The following is an 18,280-nucleotide window of genomic DNA, read 5'->3' on the forward strand; positions in this document are numbered from 1 at the left end:
TTTTATGCAATTTGGACCCAGAGCCCAGTTTACTTTTTTCTACCAATCTTGACGCCAATTTAATTATTGGTTTCGTCGGAATATTTGTTTTGTTATTTCTTTCAGCAATCGTTTCTGGTGCTGAAGTTGCTCTTTTTTCTTTGTCACAGCAAGATATCGACAATTCTTTAAACGATAATCCTGCAAAAGGAAAAATTATTTCAAATTTATTAGATAAGCCTAAAAAACTTCTAGCAACTTTATTGGTTGCAAATAACTTCTTCAATATCGGAGTAGTGATCCTATTTGCGTATATAGGACAAAATATTTTTGCCAATGTAGGTTCACCAGCTTTTAAATTTACGCTAGAAGTAATTCTGGTTACTTTCTTAATTTTATTATTTGGCGAAGTGCTTCCTAAGGTTTATGCAAGCAGAAATAGCATTCGATTTGCCAAACGTGTCGCTTATCCGCTGGCATTTTTAGATAAAGTGCTTTCTCCGATCAGTTTGCCAATGCGTGCTGTTACGATATATTTTCAAAACAAATTAGGAAAGCAAAAAAGTAATTTTTCTGTCAATCAACTTTCTCAGGCATTGGAACTTACGGATTCTGAAGGGACTTCAACAGAAGAACAGAAAATCCTTGAAGGAATTGTTTCTTTTGGAAATACCGATACAAAGCAGGTAATGAGTCCAAGAATTGATATTTTTGCATTGGAAATATCAGAAACATTCGCAGAAATTTATCCTAAGATAATCGAAACAGGATTTTCAAGAATTCCAGTTTATCGAGATAATATCGATCAAATTGAAGGCGTACTTTTCGTAAAAGATTTATTGCCTCATATTGATAAAGAAGAATTTGATTGGACTTCTTTGATCAGAGAAGCGTTCTTTGTTCCTGAGAATAAAAAACTGGATAATCTATTGAAGGATTTTCAGAGTTTAAAAAGCCATTTGGCAATTGTGGTTGATGAATATGGCGGAACTTCCGGATTGGTTTCTTTAGAAGATGTTATCGAGGAAATTGTAGGCGATATTAGTGATGAATTTGATGATGAAAATCTGAACTTCTCGCAAATTGATGAAAATAATTTTCTTTTTGAAGGAAAAATAAACTTGAAAGATTTCTACAGAATTGTAGATGTTGACGAAGATGTTTTTGAATCTCATAAGGGGGAAGCCGAAACATTGGCTGGATTTATTCTGGAGATTTTGGGTAATTTCCCGAAAAAGGATCAAAAAGTGCCTTTTGAAAACTGTATTTTCACCGTAGAAACAGTAGACAAAAAGCGTGTAAAACAAATAAAAGTAACCATAAATAAAAATGCTTAACAAAATACTTTCAATAACAGCAATTTTGCTTGCGCTAACGGTTATAAGCTGTAAAAAAGATGTTCTTCCGAAACCAGCTAGTTTCCTGCGATTAGATTATCCAGAAGCAAAATATGTGAATTTTGAAAACACTTGCCCGTTCACTTTTCAAATGAACGAGGATGCGATTATCAAAGGAGAAAAAGAATGCGGTTTTGCCATCACGTATCCAAAGATGAAAGCGACCATTTATTTGACGTACAAGCCAGTAAATGGCAATATTGATAAATTACTGCGTGATGCTCAAAAACTGACTTATGAGCACGTTATTAAAGCCGATGATATTCTGGAACAGCCATATTTAAATCCAGAGAAAAAGGTTTATGGAATGTTTTACCAAGTAGATGGAAATGCAGCGACAAATTCTCAGTTTTACGTTACCGACAGTACCAAACACTTTTTAATTGGTTCGATGTACTTTTATGCAAAACCAAACTTTGATTCGATTATGCCTGCTGCGAGTTACGTCAAAAATGATATGCAGCGTTTGATGGAAACGTTGAAGTGGAAGTAAAAATAGAAAGGATTCGATTTGAATCCTTTTTTCATTTTTAATATTTTAGGGTCTCATTCCGTAGGAATGTTTGGTTGGTAAAAAAAAACAACCAGATATTTTACGTTCCGTAGGAACGTTTGATATGCAGAATTGTCAAAAAAAAGTCAAAACCAGACGTTACTACGGAACGTAAAAGCCCATGATGATATAATTTTCTACCAACGAAATGTTCCTACGGAACAGTGTAGAGTAAAATAAAAATGGCTGTTTCAAAAATAGAAACAGCCATTTTTATTTCGTTGAAGTTCGAATTTAAGACTTAAAATTCGAAACCTTATATGTTTTTCCGTCTCCAGTTTCTTGAACCACTTTAGTTAAAGATTCTGGATTTTGAATTGTTTTGTCGAAACTTACCGTTGCTGTTTTTTTGTCAAAATCAACTGTTGCTTTTTCAACTCCGTCAAGATTTGCTAATTCTTCTTCGATAGTTTTAGCGCATCCAACTGCACACGTCATACCGTCAATTGTAAAGCTTGCAGTTTGAAGATTTTCAGCAGCGATTGGTTTGTGTTCTTTTGGAGCACTTTTTTCTTTATTTACGACTTCAAGACTTTTGTCTTCTGCTTTTTTACAGCCAACGAACACTAAACCAGCGATTGCTGCAGCGAATAAGATTTTTGAAATTTTCATTATATATTAAATTTTAGATTGCTAATTACTTGTTTGCAAAATTAATAAAAAGAGAGAGGTCAGTTCGTAAAATAATTACAAATTTGCAGTAAAATGCAATTTATGGAAACAAAACAGTTAAAGTGGATTTACTTAGCGATTCTTTCTCTTATTTGGGGAAGCTCTTTTATTCTGATCAAAAAAGGATTGGTTGGTTTAACCGCTGTTCAAGTAGGATCGTTCCGAATTATTTTTGCTGCGTTGTTTTTGCTAATTGTAGGGTTTAATAGTCTAAAAAAGATTTCACGCCGTCAATGGAAATTTGTTGCCATAACTTCGCTTTTCGGAACTTTCATGCCAGCGTATCTTTTTGCTATTGCAGAAACTCAGGTAAATAGTTCTATTGTGGCGATTTTAAATTCGCTAACGCCTTTAAATACTTTGGTTTTAGGAATTATAGCATTTGGAATTCAATTTCAAAAACGACAAGTTTTGGGCGTTTTTGTTGGACTTCTAGGATGTCTGCTTTTGGTTTTAAGTGGAGATTCTGCAAGTGGAACTCAAAATTATTTCTATGTCTTACTAGTGGTTATAGCAACGCTTAGCTACGCCATCAACGTCAATCTGATTAAAAAATATCTACACGATTTAAATTCGGTGAGTATAACAACAGGAAATTTTGCGGTTTTGCTTTTACCAGCATTAATTATTTTGAGCACAACCGATATTAGCCAAAAAATACATTTTGCAGAAACACAGCATTCTATACTTTTTGTGGCAATTTTAGGTATTCTAGGAACAGGAATCGCGAACATTCTCTTCTTTAAATTGATTCAGATGTCATCGCCAGTTTTTGCAACATCAGTAACGTATTTAATTCCGATCGTGGCATTTTTTTGGGGATTATTGGATAATGAATTCCTGACGCCAATTCAGTCTGTTGGTGCTTTTATTATTTTGATTGGAGTTTATCTGTCGGCTAAGAAGTGATTTTTGAATTATGAATTATAAATTAATGAGTTATAAGTGGATTGGCTTCGACTCCACTCAGTCTGACAAACATGATGAAATAAAAAAGCTTTGTCAAAGTTTCGAACTTTGACAAAGCCTTAAAATCTTAGCAACTTAGAACCTTAGAACCTTAGCATCTTAAAGGAAATCTTTCTCAGAAACTCCTTCGTTAATCTTGATATCAGACATTTTGATATCCAATTCAAAGCCTACATTTTGAACTAAGTTAAAAGGAACTTTAACGCCTTTTACTTCTTTGTAATCGTTGAAATTAGTGATTTGTTCAACTGATTTTCCGCCTTGTTCGCGAACTTTAGATTCGGCAGTTTTTAATCCTGATTTAACGTCGTAATAATATTTTGTTTTGCCGTCTTTAATGACATAGGCATCGCTTCCGTTAATTGGTTCAATTCCTTCTACTTTTAGATCGGTTCTTTTTACAAGCTGCAATTCTTCAAAAGGAGCTGCATTGGCTTTCATTTCAGCTAAATCTTCGCCTTCAAGGTTTTTTCTTTGCCCTTGCTGTTCAACGTAAGCGCCTTTTTCGTTAACTACCTGTTTCATTAAATTCATTGTTCCCATAGAAAGCGAAACCATCATTTTTCCTTTTGAATCTAATTTAGATGTAAAAGTCAATGGGGTAGGAGCTTGCGGAATCGTTGTGGAACCATTCATATATAATGTTTTTACAGCTGTAACTGCTTTTTCTCCGCCGATAGCATTAATATAGTTTTCAAAAACTTTTTTTGCGCTAATATCTTTTGGTGCTTCTTTTTTTGCTGATGGTTTTTCAACTGGATTTCCGTATTTATCGAAATACGAAATCGGAATCTGAAGTTTTTCTAAACCAGGAATAACATCAGATCCTTTTCCAACAATAACAATTCGCATATTGTCCAATAAAAAGTATTTGTTGGCAACGCGATAAATATCATCAGCAGTTACGTTATTGATGGTTTGAATGTATTTTTCGTAGAAATCAGCAGGAAGTTTTTCTGTTTCAATATTTAAGGCATAACGTGCAACAGCTTGAGGTTTTTCAACCTGCATTACAAATCTTCCTATATAACCTGCTTTTACGTTTCTTAAAACTTCTGGATCAACTCTTTCGGTTCTAATTCTTTTAATTTCTTTTACAAACTGAACAACTGCACTGTCTGTAACAGTATTTCTAACGGCCGAAGACGCTTTGAATTTAGTTACATATTTTCCGCTTCCAATGCTTGAATTTGCACCGTAAGTCCATGCGTGCTGCTCGCGAAGATTCATGTTTAAATAACTGTTAAAATCGCCTCCTAAAATTTGATTAGCAATAACTGCTGGGAAAAAATCAGGATCGCTCATTCTTAAATTAATAGTATTCACCAATGAAATTTCAGATTGAACGGCATTTGGAACGTCAACAAAATCTATTTGTAAATTTGAAACATTCGTCGGATTTGGATAAGTGTTTTTTGGCGCTGCTTGTTTTTTCCATCCGCTGAATAATTTTTCAACAGCTGTTTTTACCTCCTTAAATTTTACATCGCCAATAACCACCAAATAAGCATTTTCTGGAACAAAGTAAGTATTGTAATTGTTTTGAACATCTGCCAGCGTAACATTTTTTACAGTTTCTTCAGAAAGGTATTCTCCTGCAGGATGATTTTTTCCAAAAGCCAAAACATCTACGACTCTATTTGAAATGGCAGGAACGCTTTTTTCGTCGGCTTTTAATCCTTCCAAAAGTTTTGCTTTTTCTTTGTCAAATTCTGTCTGAGTGAAATTTGGCTGTAAGGCTCCTTCTGCCAAAAGTTCTAAAACACGTCCCGAATATTTTGATAATGTACTTGCATAAGCACCTTGAGAAGTGAAATTGATATTAGCTCCGTAAAAATCAATTTCTTCGTTAAAAGCTTCTTTAGTTGTTTTTTTGGTTCCGTTTCCGATTAAGCTGCTAGTTAATTCATCAACCCCTTTTTTATTTCCTTCAGTAAATGGAGCATTATCTAAAGTAAGTGTATAGCTCACTCTTGGCAATTTGTGGTTTTCAACAACCAAAACTTTCATACCGTTTGCTAAAACAAAGGTCTGGGGTTTTTTGATGTTGACTACTGGGGCATTTCCTGGTTTGGGTTGTGGACGATCTTGTGCTTGCATAATTCCAGTTAGGAAAATAAGGATTAAAAAAGTATGTATTTTTTTCATGATTCGATATTCTTAGTTTTGAGATTTGGCTGCTGGAATATAATCTAAAATCAAACGCTGATTCGGGTTCAAATACTTCTTGGCAACTTCTCTAATTTCTTCTCTTGTAATCGAGTGATAGATGTCGATTTCGGTATTGATCAAATTAACGTCTCCATAAAGTAAATAATACGAAGCAAGATTTTCTGCAATTCCTTCCACGCTTGAATTGGCGTTTACATAATTGTTATCGAATTTGTTCTGTAATTTTTGATAATCTTTTTCAGAAATAAGATCGGTTTGGATTTTTACAATTTCCTCATCCATTTCTTTTAAAATATCATTAATGGTGTAGGGAGCCATCGGCAGGCCGTAAAGAATGTATGTTCCGTAATCTTCTTGGCTAAATCCTACTGCGCCAATCTGTAGCGCCATTTTTTTATCGTCAACTATTTTTTTGTAAAGTTTAGAGCTTTTCCCATCACTCAAATAAGAAGAAATTAAGTCTAATACTCTAGCGTCTCTAGTTTTCATTGAAGGCGTTCTGTATGAAGCCACAATCATCGGAATCTGAATGTTCGGATCTTCGTAAGTAGCCTTAATGGTTTGTGTAATTGGCTCTTCAGTAAAAGTTTGCTTTTCAACTTCTTCACCTCTTGGAATTGGTCCGAAATATTTCTGAATCCATTCTTTTGTTTTTGTTTTTTCGAAATCTCCGGCAACCACTAAAACGGCATTGTTTGGTGTGTAGAATTTTTTATTAAAAGCCTGAAATTCTTCCAGAGTTGCCGCGTCCAAGTCTTTCATTGAACCGATAGTCGTCCATCTATAAGGGTGATTTTTGAACATGTTTTTCTTAACCTCTGCCAGAATATTTCCATACGGCTGATTGTCGTAACGCATTCTTTTTTCCTCTTTTACAACTTCATTTTGTGTATCTACGCCAACTTTGTTGATGATAGGATGCATTAATCTTTCAGATTCCATCCATAAGCCAAGCTCTAAGCTGTTAGAGGGAAAAACTTCATAATAATACGTTCTATCGTCAGAAGTGTTAGCATTGTTAACTCCACCATTTGCGGTAACGATTTTCATCCATTCCCCGCGTTTTATATTCTGAGTTCCTTCAAATAATAAATGCTCAAAGAAGTGTGCAAAACCTGTTCGGTCGGGACGTTCGTCTTTTGATCCAACATGGTACATTACCGAGGTGATAACAACAGGAGCAGAAGGATCATTGTGTAAAATGACATGCAATCCATTGTCTAAATCGTATTCTTCAAAAGCTACTTTTTGGGCATGAGCCACTCCGCCAAGCATTAATGCTGCACTTAACATCATTATTGATTTTTTCATAAAGATTAATAATTTTAAAATATCAACAATAGTAGGTAGACAAGAGTTGATTTTAGTTACATCAAAAATAGTTTTTTTTAGTTATGTATTGCAGAATTGTTTTCAAATAAATGCTATTTTAACAATCTTTTACTTTAAATTAATTTTGTTTTCTGTGCGGAACTGCTTGAAAAACAAGGATTTTTTAGCAGAAAATATTTTTGCTTTTATGGGTTGCATAGTAAATTATTAGTTGTATATTTGCAACCTTAAAATTCAATAAATCAATTTGATATGTATGCAATCGTAGAGATAGCAGGGCAACAATTTAAAGTAAGCAAAGACTTAAAGGTTTATGTTCACCGTTTAGCTAACGAAGAAGGTTCAAAAGTTTCTTTTGACAAAGTTCTTTTGTTAGATGACAATGGAAATGTAACTTTAGGCGCCCCAGCTATAGAAGGTGCTTCAGTAGAAGCTAAAGTGTTACAACACTTAAAAGGAGATAAAGTTATCGTTTTCAAAAAGAAAAGAAGAAAAGGATACAAAAAAAGAAATGGTCACAGACAATATCTTACTCAAATTGTAATTGAAGGTATTACTGCAGCAGGAGGAACAAAAAAAGCAGCAGCTAAAAAAGCAGTTGTAGCAGAAGATGCAGCAGCTACTGAAGAAGTAGAAGCAGCTCCAAAAGCAAAAAAAGCAGCTCCAAAAGCAAAAAAAGAGACTACTAAAGAATAATAACAATATTTAAACTCATACGTCATGGCTCACAAGAAAGGTGTCGGTAGTTCGAAGAATGGTAGAGAATCAGAATCAAAACGTCTAGGCGTTAAGATTTATGGTGGTCAAGCTGCTATTGCTGGAAACATCATCGTTAGACAAAGAGGTTCAAAACACAATCCAGGTGAAAACGTTTACATCAGTAAAGATCACACTTTACATGCTAAAGTTGATGGAGTTGTTAAGTTCCAAAAGAAAAGAGATAACAAATCTTATGTATCTATTATCCCATTCGAGGCATAATAATCATAGATTACTTTTTATAAAAAACCCGTTCTGAAAAGATCGGGTTTTTTATTTTTAATACATTGTGATTTAGTAGAAAACTTACATTTGTAAAATTGGGGATAATTGGATATCTTCAAACTCTTTAAATGTTATAAGTTGAAAAAAATATTTTTATTTGCCCTTTTGTTCTGTATAAGCACTTACGGTAAAGTTGTATCAGATAGTGTTGCTATTCATTTGAGTGTTTTAAGCAATAAGCAGAAAAATGTTCTGTATGAATTTGAAGTTCTAAATAAGAATGGTTTCAATACAAATAAGTTTTGGAATGCGCATAAAAATGAACTTCCTGATTTAAGTAATAATCTAAGAGATGAGCTAGCAAAAGAGATTTTTCTAAATTCAGATATTGTTTATACTCCGCAAAAAGATTCTGCTGTTCAATTGTGGATGCAGACGCAATTGCTAACCAATTGGATGTTTTATCTTTCTGCATTTATAGCTATTTGTGCTGTTATTGCTTTGTTTAAAAAATATTGGAGTCTACTAATTCGATTTTTGGTGAATCATTTGGCTCCTATAGTAAGGATTTTGTTTTCACCGGTTTTACTGACTCTTGAATTGCTTTTAATTGGAGCAGCTTGTGTAATTTATGGCTGTATTGTTGAAGAATTTGTATTGCGAACCGTAATTATACATCTAGGCTTGTTTTTGTTATGGAGTCAGTCTACGGCTTTGTTTACAAAAGAATACTGGATTAAGAAGTATGCTTATGAAATAGAAAATAATTTTTGGGGCAAAGATTCTTGGGAAACCATAAAAACGATATGTTTTCCGGCTTTTATAGTTACAATTGCACTTTTATATGTGCTGTATAAAGTTCCTGCCGATATTTTTTATAATTACGAAGTAGTTTTGTCTGGAATTGCTGCGGTTTATGCTTTGCCTTTCTGGCGTTCCTTAGAAAAATATATTTATCCTGTTTTATTTCCCTTTTATAAAGAAGATGATAGAGACAGAAGCGTTAATTCTCTTGCGGCTTGCACTGTTGTTGCGGTTATTGTCGCGATAGTATTGGCACTGCAAGAAAATCTTATTTTTTATAATATTATCTCGGCTCTAATTGGTTTATTGATATTGTCATTTTTAATTTTATCATTAAAAATGAATCATAAATACAGTTTTAGAAACTATTATTTTATACAATTAGTCACCCTTCTGTTTTTTAGCGCCGTTTTTATGTACGGTTTTTATCTTCACTTAAACGAAGTGATCTGGTTTACAATTATAGGATCAACTTTGTTTATAATACTAAAGTACATGGAAGCTTTTTCTTTTTTCTCAGATTGGAAAAGAGGAAGAGGCTGGGCATGGAAACTTCTTGGTTTAGCTTTACTGTTGTGGCTGATGGGAAAAGGGATTTTATATCTTTCTACACAAATATTTACAGTTTAAGTTATCTGTAAAAGAAAAACCTTGTCAAAGTTTTAAACTTTGACAAAGGTTAATATGTGGAGATCTAGTTTGGAATTTTGTAGTTTGAAATTTTAATCTTCAGTATCCTTAGTTTCTTCCAAATCTTCTGTTTTCTTACCGACTTTTACTTTTGGATTATCTTGAGTTCCAGTAACCGTTAATGGAATTCCGAAAATACCAAAAGGAGGTAATCCTAAACGCATTTTTAAGTTCAGTTTTCCGTCTAGGCTTGTTGTGCCTTCAATTCTTGGTCTAAAGCCTGCAAACTTAAATTTAAAGCGGTCTACAGTTATGATATTGTTCTTAACCGTTGTTTTAATGTCCACTTTAGAAAGATCTGGATTTTTCATAGATTCAGAATTGGTTTGCTTGCTTACGGCATTAAACATTTTCAAACCTCTAACTTTTACATCTTTTACAGAAAGAGTTCCGCCACCAATAAGAGAAGGATAAACAGGATTCATATTTCCGTTTAAACGGCCTTTAAGCTGGTAATCTAATGAAACAATTCCTTGCGCTTTTTCTGCGGCACTTGCCATTTTTCTGAAAACTTCGATTTCATTATACGCTCGTTTTATATCAAAATCGGTTGCTTTGATGGCGTAATCAAAATTGGCTTTTTGTGGCGTTACAGCTTGATAATTGGCATTCATAGAAACGTTGCATCCAATTAAATTAAAACCAGTATTCTGCATGGTCAATTTGCCATTTTTCATAGTTAGATTTCCAGTTGCATTTTGAAGATTTAATTTGTCAAAATATACTTTTTGAGCATTGGCAATCAACTGTAAGTTTAAATTGGTTGGAATAATGATAACGCCAGTCTGAGTGTTTTCAGATGGTTTTGCTTCTTTTTTAGGAGCAGAAGTCTGTGTTACAGATGTATTTGGATCTACGCTCGACATGAATTCGTCAACATTTATATATCGAGAAGTAACTTTAAAAGAGCCTTTTAAAACACCTTTGGTCGTCATGTAATTGAAAACGTTCTGTAAATATCCATTCATTTTAAAATCAGATTGCCCGTATGCAGCAAGGAAATTATTGAAAGACATTTTATCCTGATTGATTTTAAAAATTCCTTCTTTGATAATAAATTTCTTTGGGAGGTATTCAGAAGCAATTCCGATATTTCTTAATTCGAGCGTTCCTTTATTGTTTAATTTGCTGTAATTGCCTTTTTCAGCATCACTTTGTTTTCCTTTTAAAGATACGTCGGCTTTTACAAAACCATCTAAATCAAGACCTTTCTGAGAGAAAACTTTGTAAATTCGGCTGATGTCCAATTCACCTTTGGCTTTTACATCATAAGTCAAATCGTCAAAATTGCTTAAATCAGCTTGCACAAAAACAGGTTTGCCTTCAAAAGTAAATTGTGTTGGTTGTAAATTTACTTTCAGATCGGCAAATGTTCCTTTCTGGTTTTCTATTTTTGATTTAATCGTAATATCTGTAATCGGATTTGGATAGTATGGCGTTTTTAAATAACCGTTATCCAAATTAAGAACTCCGTTTGTAACAGGGAAACGTTTGTTTTTTTGATCAAAGATTCCGTTTGCTTTTACATCGCCGGCCAAAGTTCCTTTTAATTCGATATCAGGAATCCCAAGTGACTTGATTAATTTCTCAAGATCAATTTTAGCTTTAAAATCAGCATTAATATCTGGCGTGTTTACGCCTTTAATCAAGAATTTCGATTTTAAATAATCCTGATTGATGTTTAGCGATAAGTTTTTTGCGTCAACAATTACCAAATCTGGATTTAGAGAAGGGACAGTTGTTTTGATGTCTAAATTAAGGTTGGAGACAGGAAATGCGCTTTTGTTATAATTGACAAAACCGTCAGTTACTTTTACATCCAAATCTAAATCCGGCGCAATGTTTTCAGAAGTAATATATTTTCCTTTTAAGGTCAAAAGCAGATCTGTATTGCCTTTTAAATCTGTTTTAGAAAGCCATGTAATGTATTTTGGAGGCAATGCTGTAAAGACGTCATAAAGTTTGCTGTTATTAGATTTAATAACGAAATCCATATTGTAGCCGTCCTTTAAAATATCGAATTTCCCTTTAAAATCGACCAACAGCTGGTTGATTTTAAGGTTGTTTTGCTGGAAAAAGAAAGAAAGCGAGTTGATGTTTACTTTTGTAATCAGATCAGCATCAATCTTTTTGTTCATTAAATATGGTTCGTCTTCGTAGACGATATTTAATTTTTCGATGTTCGCTTTAGAATATAAATCGAAAACAGCTTTGTTTAAATCTCCTTTTCCTAAATAGTTAAATCCGTATGCGTCAAAATGGACTTTAGTCGATTTATCATCATAAACAATTTTACTGTTTAAAATTTCGATTCGTTCTAGTTTTAGCGCTGTATCACTGCTGTCCTTAGCTTTAGAAGCCTGTTCTTGTGATTTGTAGATGTTGTAATTCGCTTCTCCTTCCGGATTTACTTTTACGTTTATAAAAGAATCTGATAAATAAATCTGATCAATTTTTACCGATTTGCTGAAAATCAGACTCGCTACATTTATTCCGAAAGAAACCTCTTTTGCGGTAATGAATTTTTCGTTGGTATATGGAGCCGAACCATTCAAACTTAAGTTGTCTAAGGTCAAGGTAAGTGATGGAAAATGGTGAAAAAATGACACCGAAACATCAGAATAATTCAGTTCAGCGCTTAATCTTTCGTTAGCCGTTTTCTTAATTTGTTCTTTAATCTGATCCTCAAAGACGATAGGCGTTAAAAATAATAATCCGATAATTACCGCAAAGGTTATTCCGGTATACTTCGCAATTTTAAAAACGATTGATCTGGATTTATTTTTCTGCATAGCGAATTGTGGTTTTTATATTAAAATAGAATTGAAAAAGAATATAATTTATCCGTGAACGGTTTCACTTTTACCATAATTGGTAATGATAGAACCTTCATATTCAATCCATTCCTTCCATCTTTTATCAATGTCAATATTGTCTTGATATTTTCTGGCAAATCCTAAAAAAGTAGTGTAATGTCCTGCTTCAGAAATCATTAAATCGCGGTAGAATTTAGCCAATTCTTCGTCTTTTATATTTTCTGAAAGCACTTTAAAGCGTTCGCAGCTTCTGGCCTCAATCATTGCCGAAAACAATAATCTGTCGCACAGAGCATCTCTTCTGCTTCCGTCTTTTTTCATGAATTTGAAAAGTTCATTTACATAATGATCTTTTCGTTCACGTCCCAAAGTAAGTCCGCGTTGTTTTATAATGTTATGAACCATCTGAAAATGTTCCAGTTCTTCTCTGGCAATTTTAAGCATTTCGGTTACCAGTTCTTCAATTTCAGAGTTGTAAGTGACGATACTAATCGCGTTTGAAGCCGCTTTTTGTTCGCACCAGGCATGATCCGTTAAAATTTCTTCGATATTTGACTCAACGATATTTACCCAGCGAGGGTCTGTAGCTAATTTTAATCCCAACATAATTTCCCAGCATTTAGATTTTGCAAAATTAGTGTTTTTTTGCGACCGAATTTCAGGAAATTGGGTGCAAATCCGCGGAAAAAAGCATTATTTTGTAATGTGAAACAAAGTTTATGAATCAAATAAAAAAACTTTTAATTGTTGGGTTTGTCTGGCCCGAGCCAAAGTCTTCTGCAGCAGGCGGAAGAATGATGCAATTGATTTCTATTTTTAAGGAAAATGGATTTGAAATCACATTTGCAAGTGCGGCTCAGGACAGCGATTTTATGGTTGATTTGTCTGAATTTGGAGTAATAAAAAAAAGCATCGAACTTAATTCTTCAAGTTTTGATGATTTTGTAGCCGAATTAAATCCAGATGTTGTCTTATTTGATCGTTTTATGGTCGAAGAACAGTTTGGTTGGCGAGTTGTTGAAAAATGCCCAAATGCAATCCGAATTTTAGATACGGAAGATTTGCATTGTCTGCGAACCGCAAGGCAAAAAGCATTTAAAGAAAACCGCATTTTTGAACTAGAAGATTTACTGTCTGAAGAAGTAGCAAAAAGAGAAATTGCCAGTATTTTACGTTGCGATTTATCTTTGATTATATCAGAATTTGAAATGAATATTCTGAAAGAGGTTTTTAAAATCAATGAGGATTTACTCTTTTATCTTCCTTTTTTGGTTGATGAAATGAAAGAAGAAGATTTGCTAGAATTGCCTTCTTTTGAAAAACGAAATGATTTTGTTTTTATTGGAAATTTTCTTCACGAGCCCAATTGGAATACCGTTCAATATTTAAAAGAAGCCATTTGGCCTATTATAAAAAAAGATTTTCCAGAAGCAGTTTTGAAGGTTTATGGTGCTTATCCTTCGCAAAAAGTATTGCAGTTGCATCAGCCTAAAAACGGGTTTTTCATTATGGGAAGGGCAGAAGATGCTAATGAAATTGTGAAAAATGCCAAAGTAGTTTTAGCGCCAATTAGTTTTGGAGCAGGTCTGAAAGGAAAATTATTAGAAGCTATGCAATGCGGAACGCCAAGCGCAACAACATCTGTTGGTTCTGAAGCTATGCACGGCGGTCTGCCTTGGAATGGCTGTATTGAAGATGATGCAGTAGAATTTGCTAAAAAAGCTATTGCGCTGTATCAAAATGAAAATCTTTGGAAGCAGTCTCAAAAAACCGGAATCGAAATCATCAATAAATGTTATCAGAAAAGTAATTACTCAAATGAATTAATTTCATTGGTAAATTCTCTTTTGATTGATTCCAAAAGTCATCGTCTTCACAATTTTATGGGAAATCTGCTGCAGCATCATGCGTTTAAAAGTACAATGTATATGTCCAAATGGATTGAAGCGAAGAATAAATAATCTCAGTTTTCAGGTCAGTGATTACTGATAAACTGCGACTGAAAACTGCGACTTCAAACTTTAAGCATCCATTTTGCCAAAACCTACTGTTTCACGATAAATTTGAGGAGAAACATCGGCATTCGTCTTAAAGAAACGGCTGAAATAATGCTCATCGTCATAGCCTAATTCGTACGCGATTTCTTTTACAGTTTTGTTGGTTAGATAAAGTTCTCTTTTAGCTTCAATAATAATTCTTTCCGAAATTAAATCAGTTAAAGTTTTATTGAAATAGTTCTTAGACAATTTCGCCAGTGCTTTTGGAGAAATATTCAATAATTCGGCATAATTTCCGGCAGAATGTTTGGTTTTAAAATTCAATTCAATCGCATCTTTCAAGCTTTGAAGAATGACAGGTTCTTTAGAATCTGGAACCGATTTCATTTCTTCCAATTGCTCTGTTTTTAGCCTTGAAGCCGTAATTAGAAAAATCTTTAAATAAGAAATTAGCAATTCATATTGTGCCAATTCTGCGTTTTGAATTTCAGCTTTCATTTGATCAATAACCATATTAAAAGTTTGCGAAGCTTGTTCTGTAACTTGCACATATGGAGGTTGGTAAATGTTATTGAACAAAACACCATTGCACGAAACCTCTTTTGATGCATATGAATGCAGTAAAAATCAGGATGAAAATGAATGGCAATTCCTTCAATCGGTTCGCTTACACAAAGCATAAAAGGCTGATACGGAGAAAAGGCGAGAAGTGAGTTTTCTTCAAAATGATGTTCTGCAAAATCAACTTTTACTTTGCCTTTTCCTTTAGTGACCCAAATTAAAGAGTAATAATTGTTTCGCTGTAAATGGTCGAAATGGCTGTTGTCATCAAAAGGAAGAATTTTAAAAGCTAAATTTCCGTTTTGCGGATTGATTAAAGTAAAAACATTTTGAGAACTCATGAGTTTTTGTTTTTGAAAGCATAAAGATAGCCATGAAATAAATCCGTAGCTATCTTTATAAATTGTTTTTTGTTATAGTAAATGTGTAAATCTTGATTAAACTGTTGGGAAGTCTATTTCAGTATTTGCTACATTATTAAAGTAGTTTGTTAAAACGTTTAAAGCTACGTGACCGATAGTTTCTGCAATTTCAGCATCAGAAACTCCTGCATTTTTGGCTTTATTTACATCTTCATCGTTTACTAAACCGCCTTTACTGATTAGTGTTTTGGCCAATTGTAAAATCGCTTCTGTTTTCGCGTCATCAGAATTTCCAGATCTTGCTGCTTTTAAAACTGCTGGATCTGCTTTTACTAATTTTTCTCCTATAAAAGTGTGAGCTGCTAAACAGTAATCGCAAGAGTTGCTTTCTGAGACTGCCAAAGCGATTAGTTCTCCTGTTTTTGCACTTAATTTTCCGTGGCTCAAAGCGCCGCTTAGGTTTAAATATCCTTCCAAAACTGCTGGAGAATTTCCCATTGTTCTCATCATGTTTGGTACAACGCCTAATTTTGCTTGAACTGCGTTGAATAAATCTTTAGTTTTTCCTGTTACTTCTTCTGGGTTTAATGCTGTTAATCGTGCCATTTTATTTAATTTTTTAAAGTTGTTATTTGTTGTTGTCTTTTGACATTACAAAGTTGCGACGATTACAGGTTTTAGAACATGGAGAATGTACGCTATGTGATGGATAATTTTCCCTGATGTTTTATAGGAGCTATTTCCCGCTATCCGTTCCAATCTTTTGTGCCGAACACCGGCACAAAAGGATTTCCACTTCTATCGGGGCTAGGGCACTCGTTTTTATAAGATTGTTTTTCGTGTAGTTTGTCATTTCGAGGAACGAGAAATCGCACTAGAAATTCTGCAAACAATTCACGCAATCTTGTCATTTCGACGAAGGAGAAATCTTCGCGAGTAACTCCACAATGAGAATCCAATCTTTGTTGAGCTTCTTGTGAAGATTTCTCCTTCGTCGAAATGACAAATAAGGCGTAAAAAAAGAGGCTGTTCCTAAAGAACAGCCTCTTTTTAGAGTTATAATTTTGAAAAAACTATTTCAAAACACTTGCAGCATCCTGAATAGTGGTTGCATGATAACCAGATTTTGCTTTATCGAAAACTTTTTTAGCCCAAACTTTTCCTTCTGGAGTTTTGACCATTTCTTTGTAAAGCATCATGATAGATCCAGTTCTGCTGCTTCCAATTAAGAATTGCTCAATTGCAGGATCAGCAGCTTTATATTGATGACGAATGGCTTGAACAAACCATTGGCGCTTAATAATGAAATTACCTCCTTTAGTAAAGTTGAATTCTTTATCAATTGCTTCCATTTCTTTTGCTGTAATATCAGCTGGAAGATGGTCAATAAAATGTTGTTTTTCGGCAGTAGTTGTGATTTTTTTGCTTAAACCAGCGACGCCAGTTTCTCTCCAGCTTTTTTGAATTGCGTCAATTGCATCAAAATCGGCTGAACTTACAGGAACGATGTTTGATGGAATTCCTGGTTTGTAAATCCAGTTATCTAATTGGATTTTATCTGCTAAAGCTTTATCTCCTTTGATAAGATTTTCGTTTAAATACTTTACAAAATCTTCTGTTGTGATAGATTGAAAAGCATGAGAATCAAAATAGTTTTTAATGAATGGATCAAATTTGTCGCGTCCAACGGCATTTTCAATAACTCTTAAAAAAGAATATCCTTTTACATAAGGAATCATGCTAATTCCGTCGTCAGGATTTCTTCCTGTCAAACTAACTTTTAATCTTGTATCTGGATTTGTGTCTCCATATTCAGCAACATTATCAACCAATTCTTTGTTGGTGATAACGTTTTGCATGTCAAATTCTTTTTTTCCGAAGATTGCTTCTCCAATTCTGTGTTCAACATAAGTGGTAAAACCTTCGTTTAACCAAATATCATCCCAAGTTGCGTTTGTAACTAGGTTTCCGCTCCAGCTGTGTCCTAATTCGTGTGCTAACAAACTCGTAAGCGAACGATCTCCAGCAAGTACTCCTGGAGTTAAGAAAGTCAAGTTCGGATTCTCCATTCCGCCATAAGGGAAACTTGGAGGTGAAACCAAAACATCATAACGTCCCCATCTGTATGGTCCGTATAATTTTTCTGCTGCATTTACCATTTTGCCTAGCTCAGCAAATTCATAAGCAGCGCTTTTTAAAACAGATGGTTCTGCATAAACTCCAGTTCTTTTGTCTATTGCCTGAAATTCGATGTCTCCAACTGCAATTGCCATTAAATAAGAAGGAATTGCTTTGTCTTGTTTGAAAGTATAAACTCCAGTCTCATTTTTCTTCTGCGGATTTACAGCGCTCATAACCGCTAATAAATCTTTCGGAACCGTAACTTTTGCATTGTAAGTAAAACGAACTCCTGGCGAATCTTGACATGGAATCCAAGTTCTAGACCAAACGCTTTCGCCTTGAGAGAAAACAAAAGGTTTCTTTTTGTCTGCAGTTTGTTCTGGTTTAAGCCATTGTAGTGCAACACCATCTTTAGTGGTGTTGTAGTAAATGTTTACTTTAGTCGTGTTGGGTTCAATAGTGATATGAAGCGGTTTCCCGTGAAATTCTGTGTCTTTTCCAAGCTCGAATTTAGTTTCTTTTTCTTCGTCGCCTAAAGTTACTTTGGTAATATTTAAAGTGTTTTCGTCGAAAATAATTTCATTTCCTTTACTGATGTTGTCAATTGTCCAAGATGCTTTTCCTGAAATGGTCTGAGTGTCAAAATCAACTTTGATGTCCAAATCAAGATGTTTTGCAACAGCAAGTTCTGGTTTAGAGTAACTGTGTTCGTCTGTAACAGCAGCAGTTTTTTCTGTTTTCTCTTTTTTCTGGCAGGCAATTGCTGTCAGAAATAAAGTGACAAGAATTAGTTTCTTCATTTTGCGAGGTTTTGAATTTGAGGATGAAAATTAAATAAAAAATCCCATTTTGAATAAACAAAATGGGATTT

At 34.0% G+C, this 18,280-nt stretch carries 16 protein-coding genes; 7 read left to right on the top strand and 9 right to left on the bottom strand.

Going from position 1 to position 18,280, the window contains the following annotated elements; genetic code table 11:
• The first annotated feature begins 11 nt into the window (after positions 1-11).
• Positions 12-1,316 (top strand): gliding motility-associated protein GldE, encoded by a 1,305-nt coding sequence (locus FF52_RS14545; RefSeq protein WP_008466648.1) that lies wholly within the window; start codon positions 12-14, stop codon positions 1,314-1,316.
• The gene (gldD, locus tag FF52_RS14550) at positions 1,309-1,869 is read left to right on the top strand and encodes a gliding motility lipoprotein GldD (RefSeq protein ID WP_008466650.1); all 561 of its coding nucleotides are present in this window, start codon (positions 1,309-1,311) and stop codon (positions 1,867-1,869) included. The genes FF52_RS14545 and gldD overlap by 8 nt, the downstream gene beginning before the upstream one ends.
• Before the next feature lie 294 nt (positions 1,870-2,163).
• On the opposite strand, the gene FF52_RS14555 is transcribed toward gldD, so the two are convergent.
• Positions 2,164-2,541: a heavy-metal-associated domain-containing protein gene (locus FF52_RS14555; RefSeq protein WP_008466652.1), complete on the bottom strand. Its 378-nt coding sequence runs from the start codon at positions 2,539-2,541 to the stop codon at positions 2,164-2,166.
• Positions 2,542-2,643: 102 nt separating this feature from the next.
• On the opposite strand from FF52_RS14555, the gene FF52_RS14560 reads away from it, so the two are divergent.
• The gene (locus FF52_RS14560) at positions 2,644-3,510 is read left to right on the top strand and encodes a DMT family transporter (protein ID WP_035691618.1); all 867 of its coding nucleotides are present in this window, start codon (positions 2,644-2,646) and stop codon (positions 3,508-3,510) included.
• Between the two features lie 159 nt (positions 3,511-3,669).
• Here the strand turns inward: FF52_RS14560 and FF52_RS14565 are convergent, their stop codons facing one another.
• Both FF52_RS14565 and FF52_RS14570 read right to left on the bottom strand, forming a co-directional pair.
• A complete protein-coding gene (locus FF52_RS14565) occupies positions 3,670-5,718 on the bottom strand; it encodes a M16 family metallopeptidase (RefSeq protein WP_008466654.1) in 2,049 nt (682 codons plus the stop codon).
• A gap of 12 nt (positions 5,719-5,730) precedes the next feature.
• On the bottom strand, positions 5,731-7,053 hold the full coding sequence (locus FF52_RS14570; protein WP_035691622.1) for a M16 family metallopeptidase: 1,323 nt from the start codon (positions 7,051-7,053) through the stop codon (positions 5,731-5,733).
• Positions 7,054-7,326: 273 nt separating this feature from the next.
• Here FF52_RS14570 and rplU point away from each other — a divergent pair, with 273 nt between their 5' ends.
• The 3 genes from rplU (at position 7,327) to FF52_RS14585 (ending at position 9,492) form a co-directional block, all read left to right on the top strand.
• A complete protein-coding gene (gene rplU / locus FF52_RS14575) occupies positions 7,327-7,770 on the top strand; it encodes a 50S ribosomal protein L21 (RefSeq protein ID WP_008466656.1) in 444 nt (147 codons plus the stop codon).
• 24 nt (positions 7,771-7,794) lie between these two features.
• Complete coding sequence (rpmA, locus tag FF52_RS14580) at positions 7,795-8,055, top strand: 50S ribosomal protein L27 (protein ID WP_008466657.1); 261 nt, start codon at positions 7,795-7,797, stop codon at positions 8,053-8,055.
• A gap of 141 nt (positions 8,056-8,196) precedes the next feature.
• On the top strand, positions 8,197-9,492 hold the full coding sequence (locus FF52_RS14585; RefSeq protein ID WP_237718551.1) for a hypothetical protein: 1,296 nt from the start codon (positions 8,197-8,199) through the stop codon (positions 9,490-9,492).
• Positions 9,493-9,584: 92 nt separating this feature from the next.
• Here the strand turns inward: FF52_RS14585 and FF52_RS14590 are convergent, their stop codons facing one another.
• Entirely contained in the window at positions 9,585-12,344 is a 2,760-nt protein-coding gene (locus tag FF52_RS14590; RefSeq protein ID WP_008466661.1) for an AsmA-like C-terminal region-containing protein, read from the bottom strand.
• 48 nt (positions 12,345-12,392) lie between these two features.
• Positions 12,393-12,974, bottom strand: coding sequence for a tRNA-(ms[2]io[6]A)-hydroxylase (locus FF52_RS14595; protein WP_008466662.1), 582 nt, complete (start codon positions 12,972-12,974; stop codon positions 12,393-12,395).
• A gap of 113 nt (positions 12,975-13,087) precedes the next feature.
• Between FF52_RS14595 and FF52_RS14600 the strand changes: the two genes are divergently transcribed.
• Positions 13,088-14,329 (top strand): glycosyltransferase, encoded by a 1,242-nt coding sequence (locus FF52_RS14600; RefSeq protein ID WP_008466663.1) that lies wholly within the window; start codon positions 13,088-13,090, stop codon positions 14,327-14,329.
• Between the two features lie 60 nt (positions 14,330-14,389).
• Here FF52_RS14600 and FF52_RS23900 read toward each other — a convergent pair whose 3' ends face one another.
• From FF52_RS23900 to FF52_RS14615, 4 genes are all read right to left on the bottom strand, one after another.
• Positions 14,390-14,863 carry a helix-turn-helix domain-containing protein gene (locus FF52_RS23900; protein ID WP_237718552.1) on the bottom strand — a complete coding sequence of 158 codons (474 nt, stop codon included), beginning with the start codon at positions 14,861-14,863 and terminating at the stop codon, positions 14,390-14,392.
• The gene (locus FF52_RS23905) at positions 14,860-15,267 is read right to left on the bottom strand and encodes a hypothetical protein (protein WP_237718553.1); all 408 of its coding nucleotides are present in this window, start codon (positions 15,265-15,267) and stop codon (positions 14,860-14,862) included. The genes FF52_RS23900 and FF52_RS23905 overlap by 4 nt, the downstream gene beginning before the upstream one ends.
• A gap of 96 nt (positions 15,268-15,363) precedes the next feature.
• Positions 15,364-15,894, bottom strand: coding sequence for a carboxymuconolactone decarboxylase family protein (locus tag FF52_RS14610; protein WP_008466664.1), 531 nt, complete (start codon positions 15,892-15,894; stop codon positions 15,364-15,366).
• Between the two features lie 467 nt (positions 15,895-16,361).
• Positions 16,362-18,209: a hydrolase/aminopeptidase gene (locus FF52_RS14615; protein ID WP_008466665.1), complete on the bottom strand. Its 1,848-nt coding sequence runs from the start codon at positions 18,207-18,209 to the stop codon at positions 16,362-16,364.
• Between the last annotated feature and the right edge of the window lie 71 nt (positions 18,210-18,280).

Source organism: Flavobacterium sp. F52 (assembly GCF_000278705.1).
Lineage (GTDB): Bacteria > Bacteroidota > Bacteroidia > Flavobacteriales > Flavobacteriaceae > Flavobacterium > Flavobacterium anhuiense.

What these genes read in the sequence shown, in the direction of transcription:
- gldD (WP_008466650.1), top strand. Translation starts at nt 1,309, where the DNA reads ATGCTTAACAAAATACTTTCAATAACAGCAATTTTGCTTGCGCTAACG.
- FF52_RS14555 (WP_008466652.1), bottom strand. Translation starts at nt 2,541, where the DNA reads ATGAAAATTTCAAAAATCTTATTCGCTGCAGCAATCGCTGGTTTAGTG.
- FF52_RS14560 (WP_035691618.1), top strand. Translation starts at nt 2,644, where the DNA reads ATGGAAACAAAACAGTTAAAGTGGATTTACTTAGCGATTCTTTCTCTT.
- FF52_RS14565 (WP_008466654.1), bottom strand. Translation starts at nt 5,718, where the DNA reads ATGAAAAAAATACATACTTTTTTAATCCTTATTTTCCTAACTGGAATT.
- FF52_RS14570 (WP_035691622.1), bottom strand. Translation starts at nt 7,053, where the DNA reads ATGAAAAAATCAATAATGATGTTAAGTGCAGCATTAATGCTTGGCGGA.
- rplU (WP_008466656.1), top strand. Translation starts at nt 7,327, where the DNA reads ATGTATGCAATCGTAGAGATAGCAGGGCAACAATTTAAAGTAAGCAAA.
- rpmA (WP_008466657.1), top strand. Translation starts at nt 7,795, where the DNA reads ATGGCTCACAAGAAAGGTGTCGGTAGTTCGAAGAATGGTAGAGAATCA.
- FF52_RS14590 (WP_008466661.1), bottom strand. Translation starts at nt 12,344, where the DNA reads ATGCAGAAAAATAAATCCAGATCAATCGTTTTTAAAATTGCGAAGTAT.
- FF52_RS14595 (WP_008466662.1), bottom strand. Translation starts at nt 12,974, where the DNA reads ATGTTGGGATTAAAATTAGCTACAGACCCTCGCTGGGTAAATATCGTT.
- FF52_RS14600 (WP_008466663.1), top strand. Translation starts at nt 13,088, where the DNA reads ATGAATCAAATAAAAAAACTTTTAATTGTTGGGTTTGTCTGGCCCGAG.
- FF52_RS23900 (WP_237718552.1), bottom strand. Translation starts at nt 14,863, where the DNA reads ATGAAAGCTGAAATTCAAAACGCAGAATTGGCACAATATGAATTGCTA.
- FF52_RS23905 (WP_237718553.1), bottom strand. Translation starts at nt 15,267, where the DNA reads ATGAGTTCTCAAAATGTTTTTACTTTAATCAATCCGCAAAACGGAAAT.
- FF52_RS14610 (WP_008466664.1), bottom strand. Translation starts at nt 15,894, where the DNA reads ATGGCACGATTAACAGCATTAAACCCAGAAGAAGTAACAGGAAAAACT.
- FF52_RS14615 (WP_008466665.1), bottom strand. Translation starts at nt 18,209, where the DNA reads ATGAAGAAACTAATTCTTGTCACTTTATTTCTGACAGCAATTGCCTGC.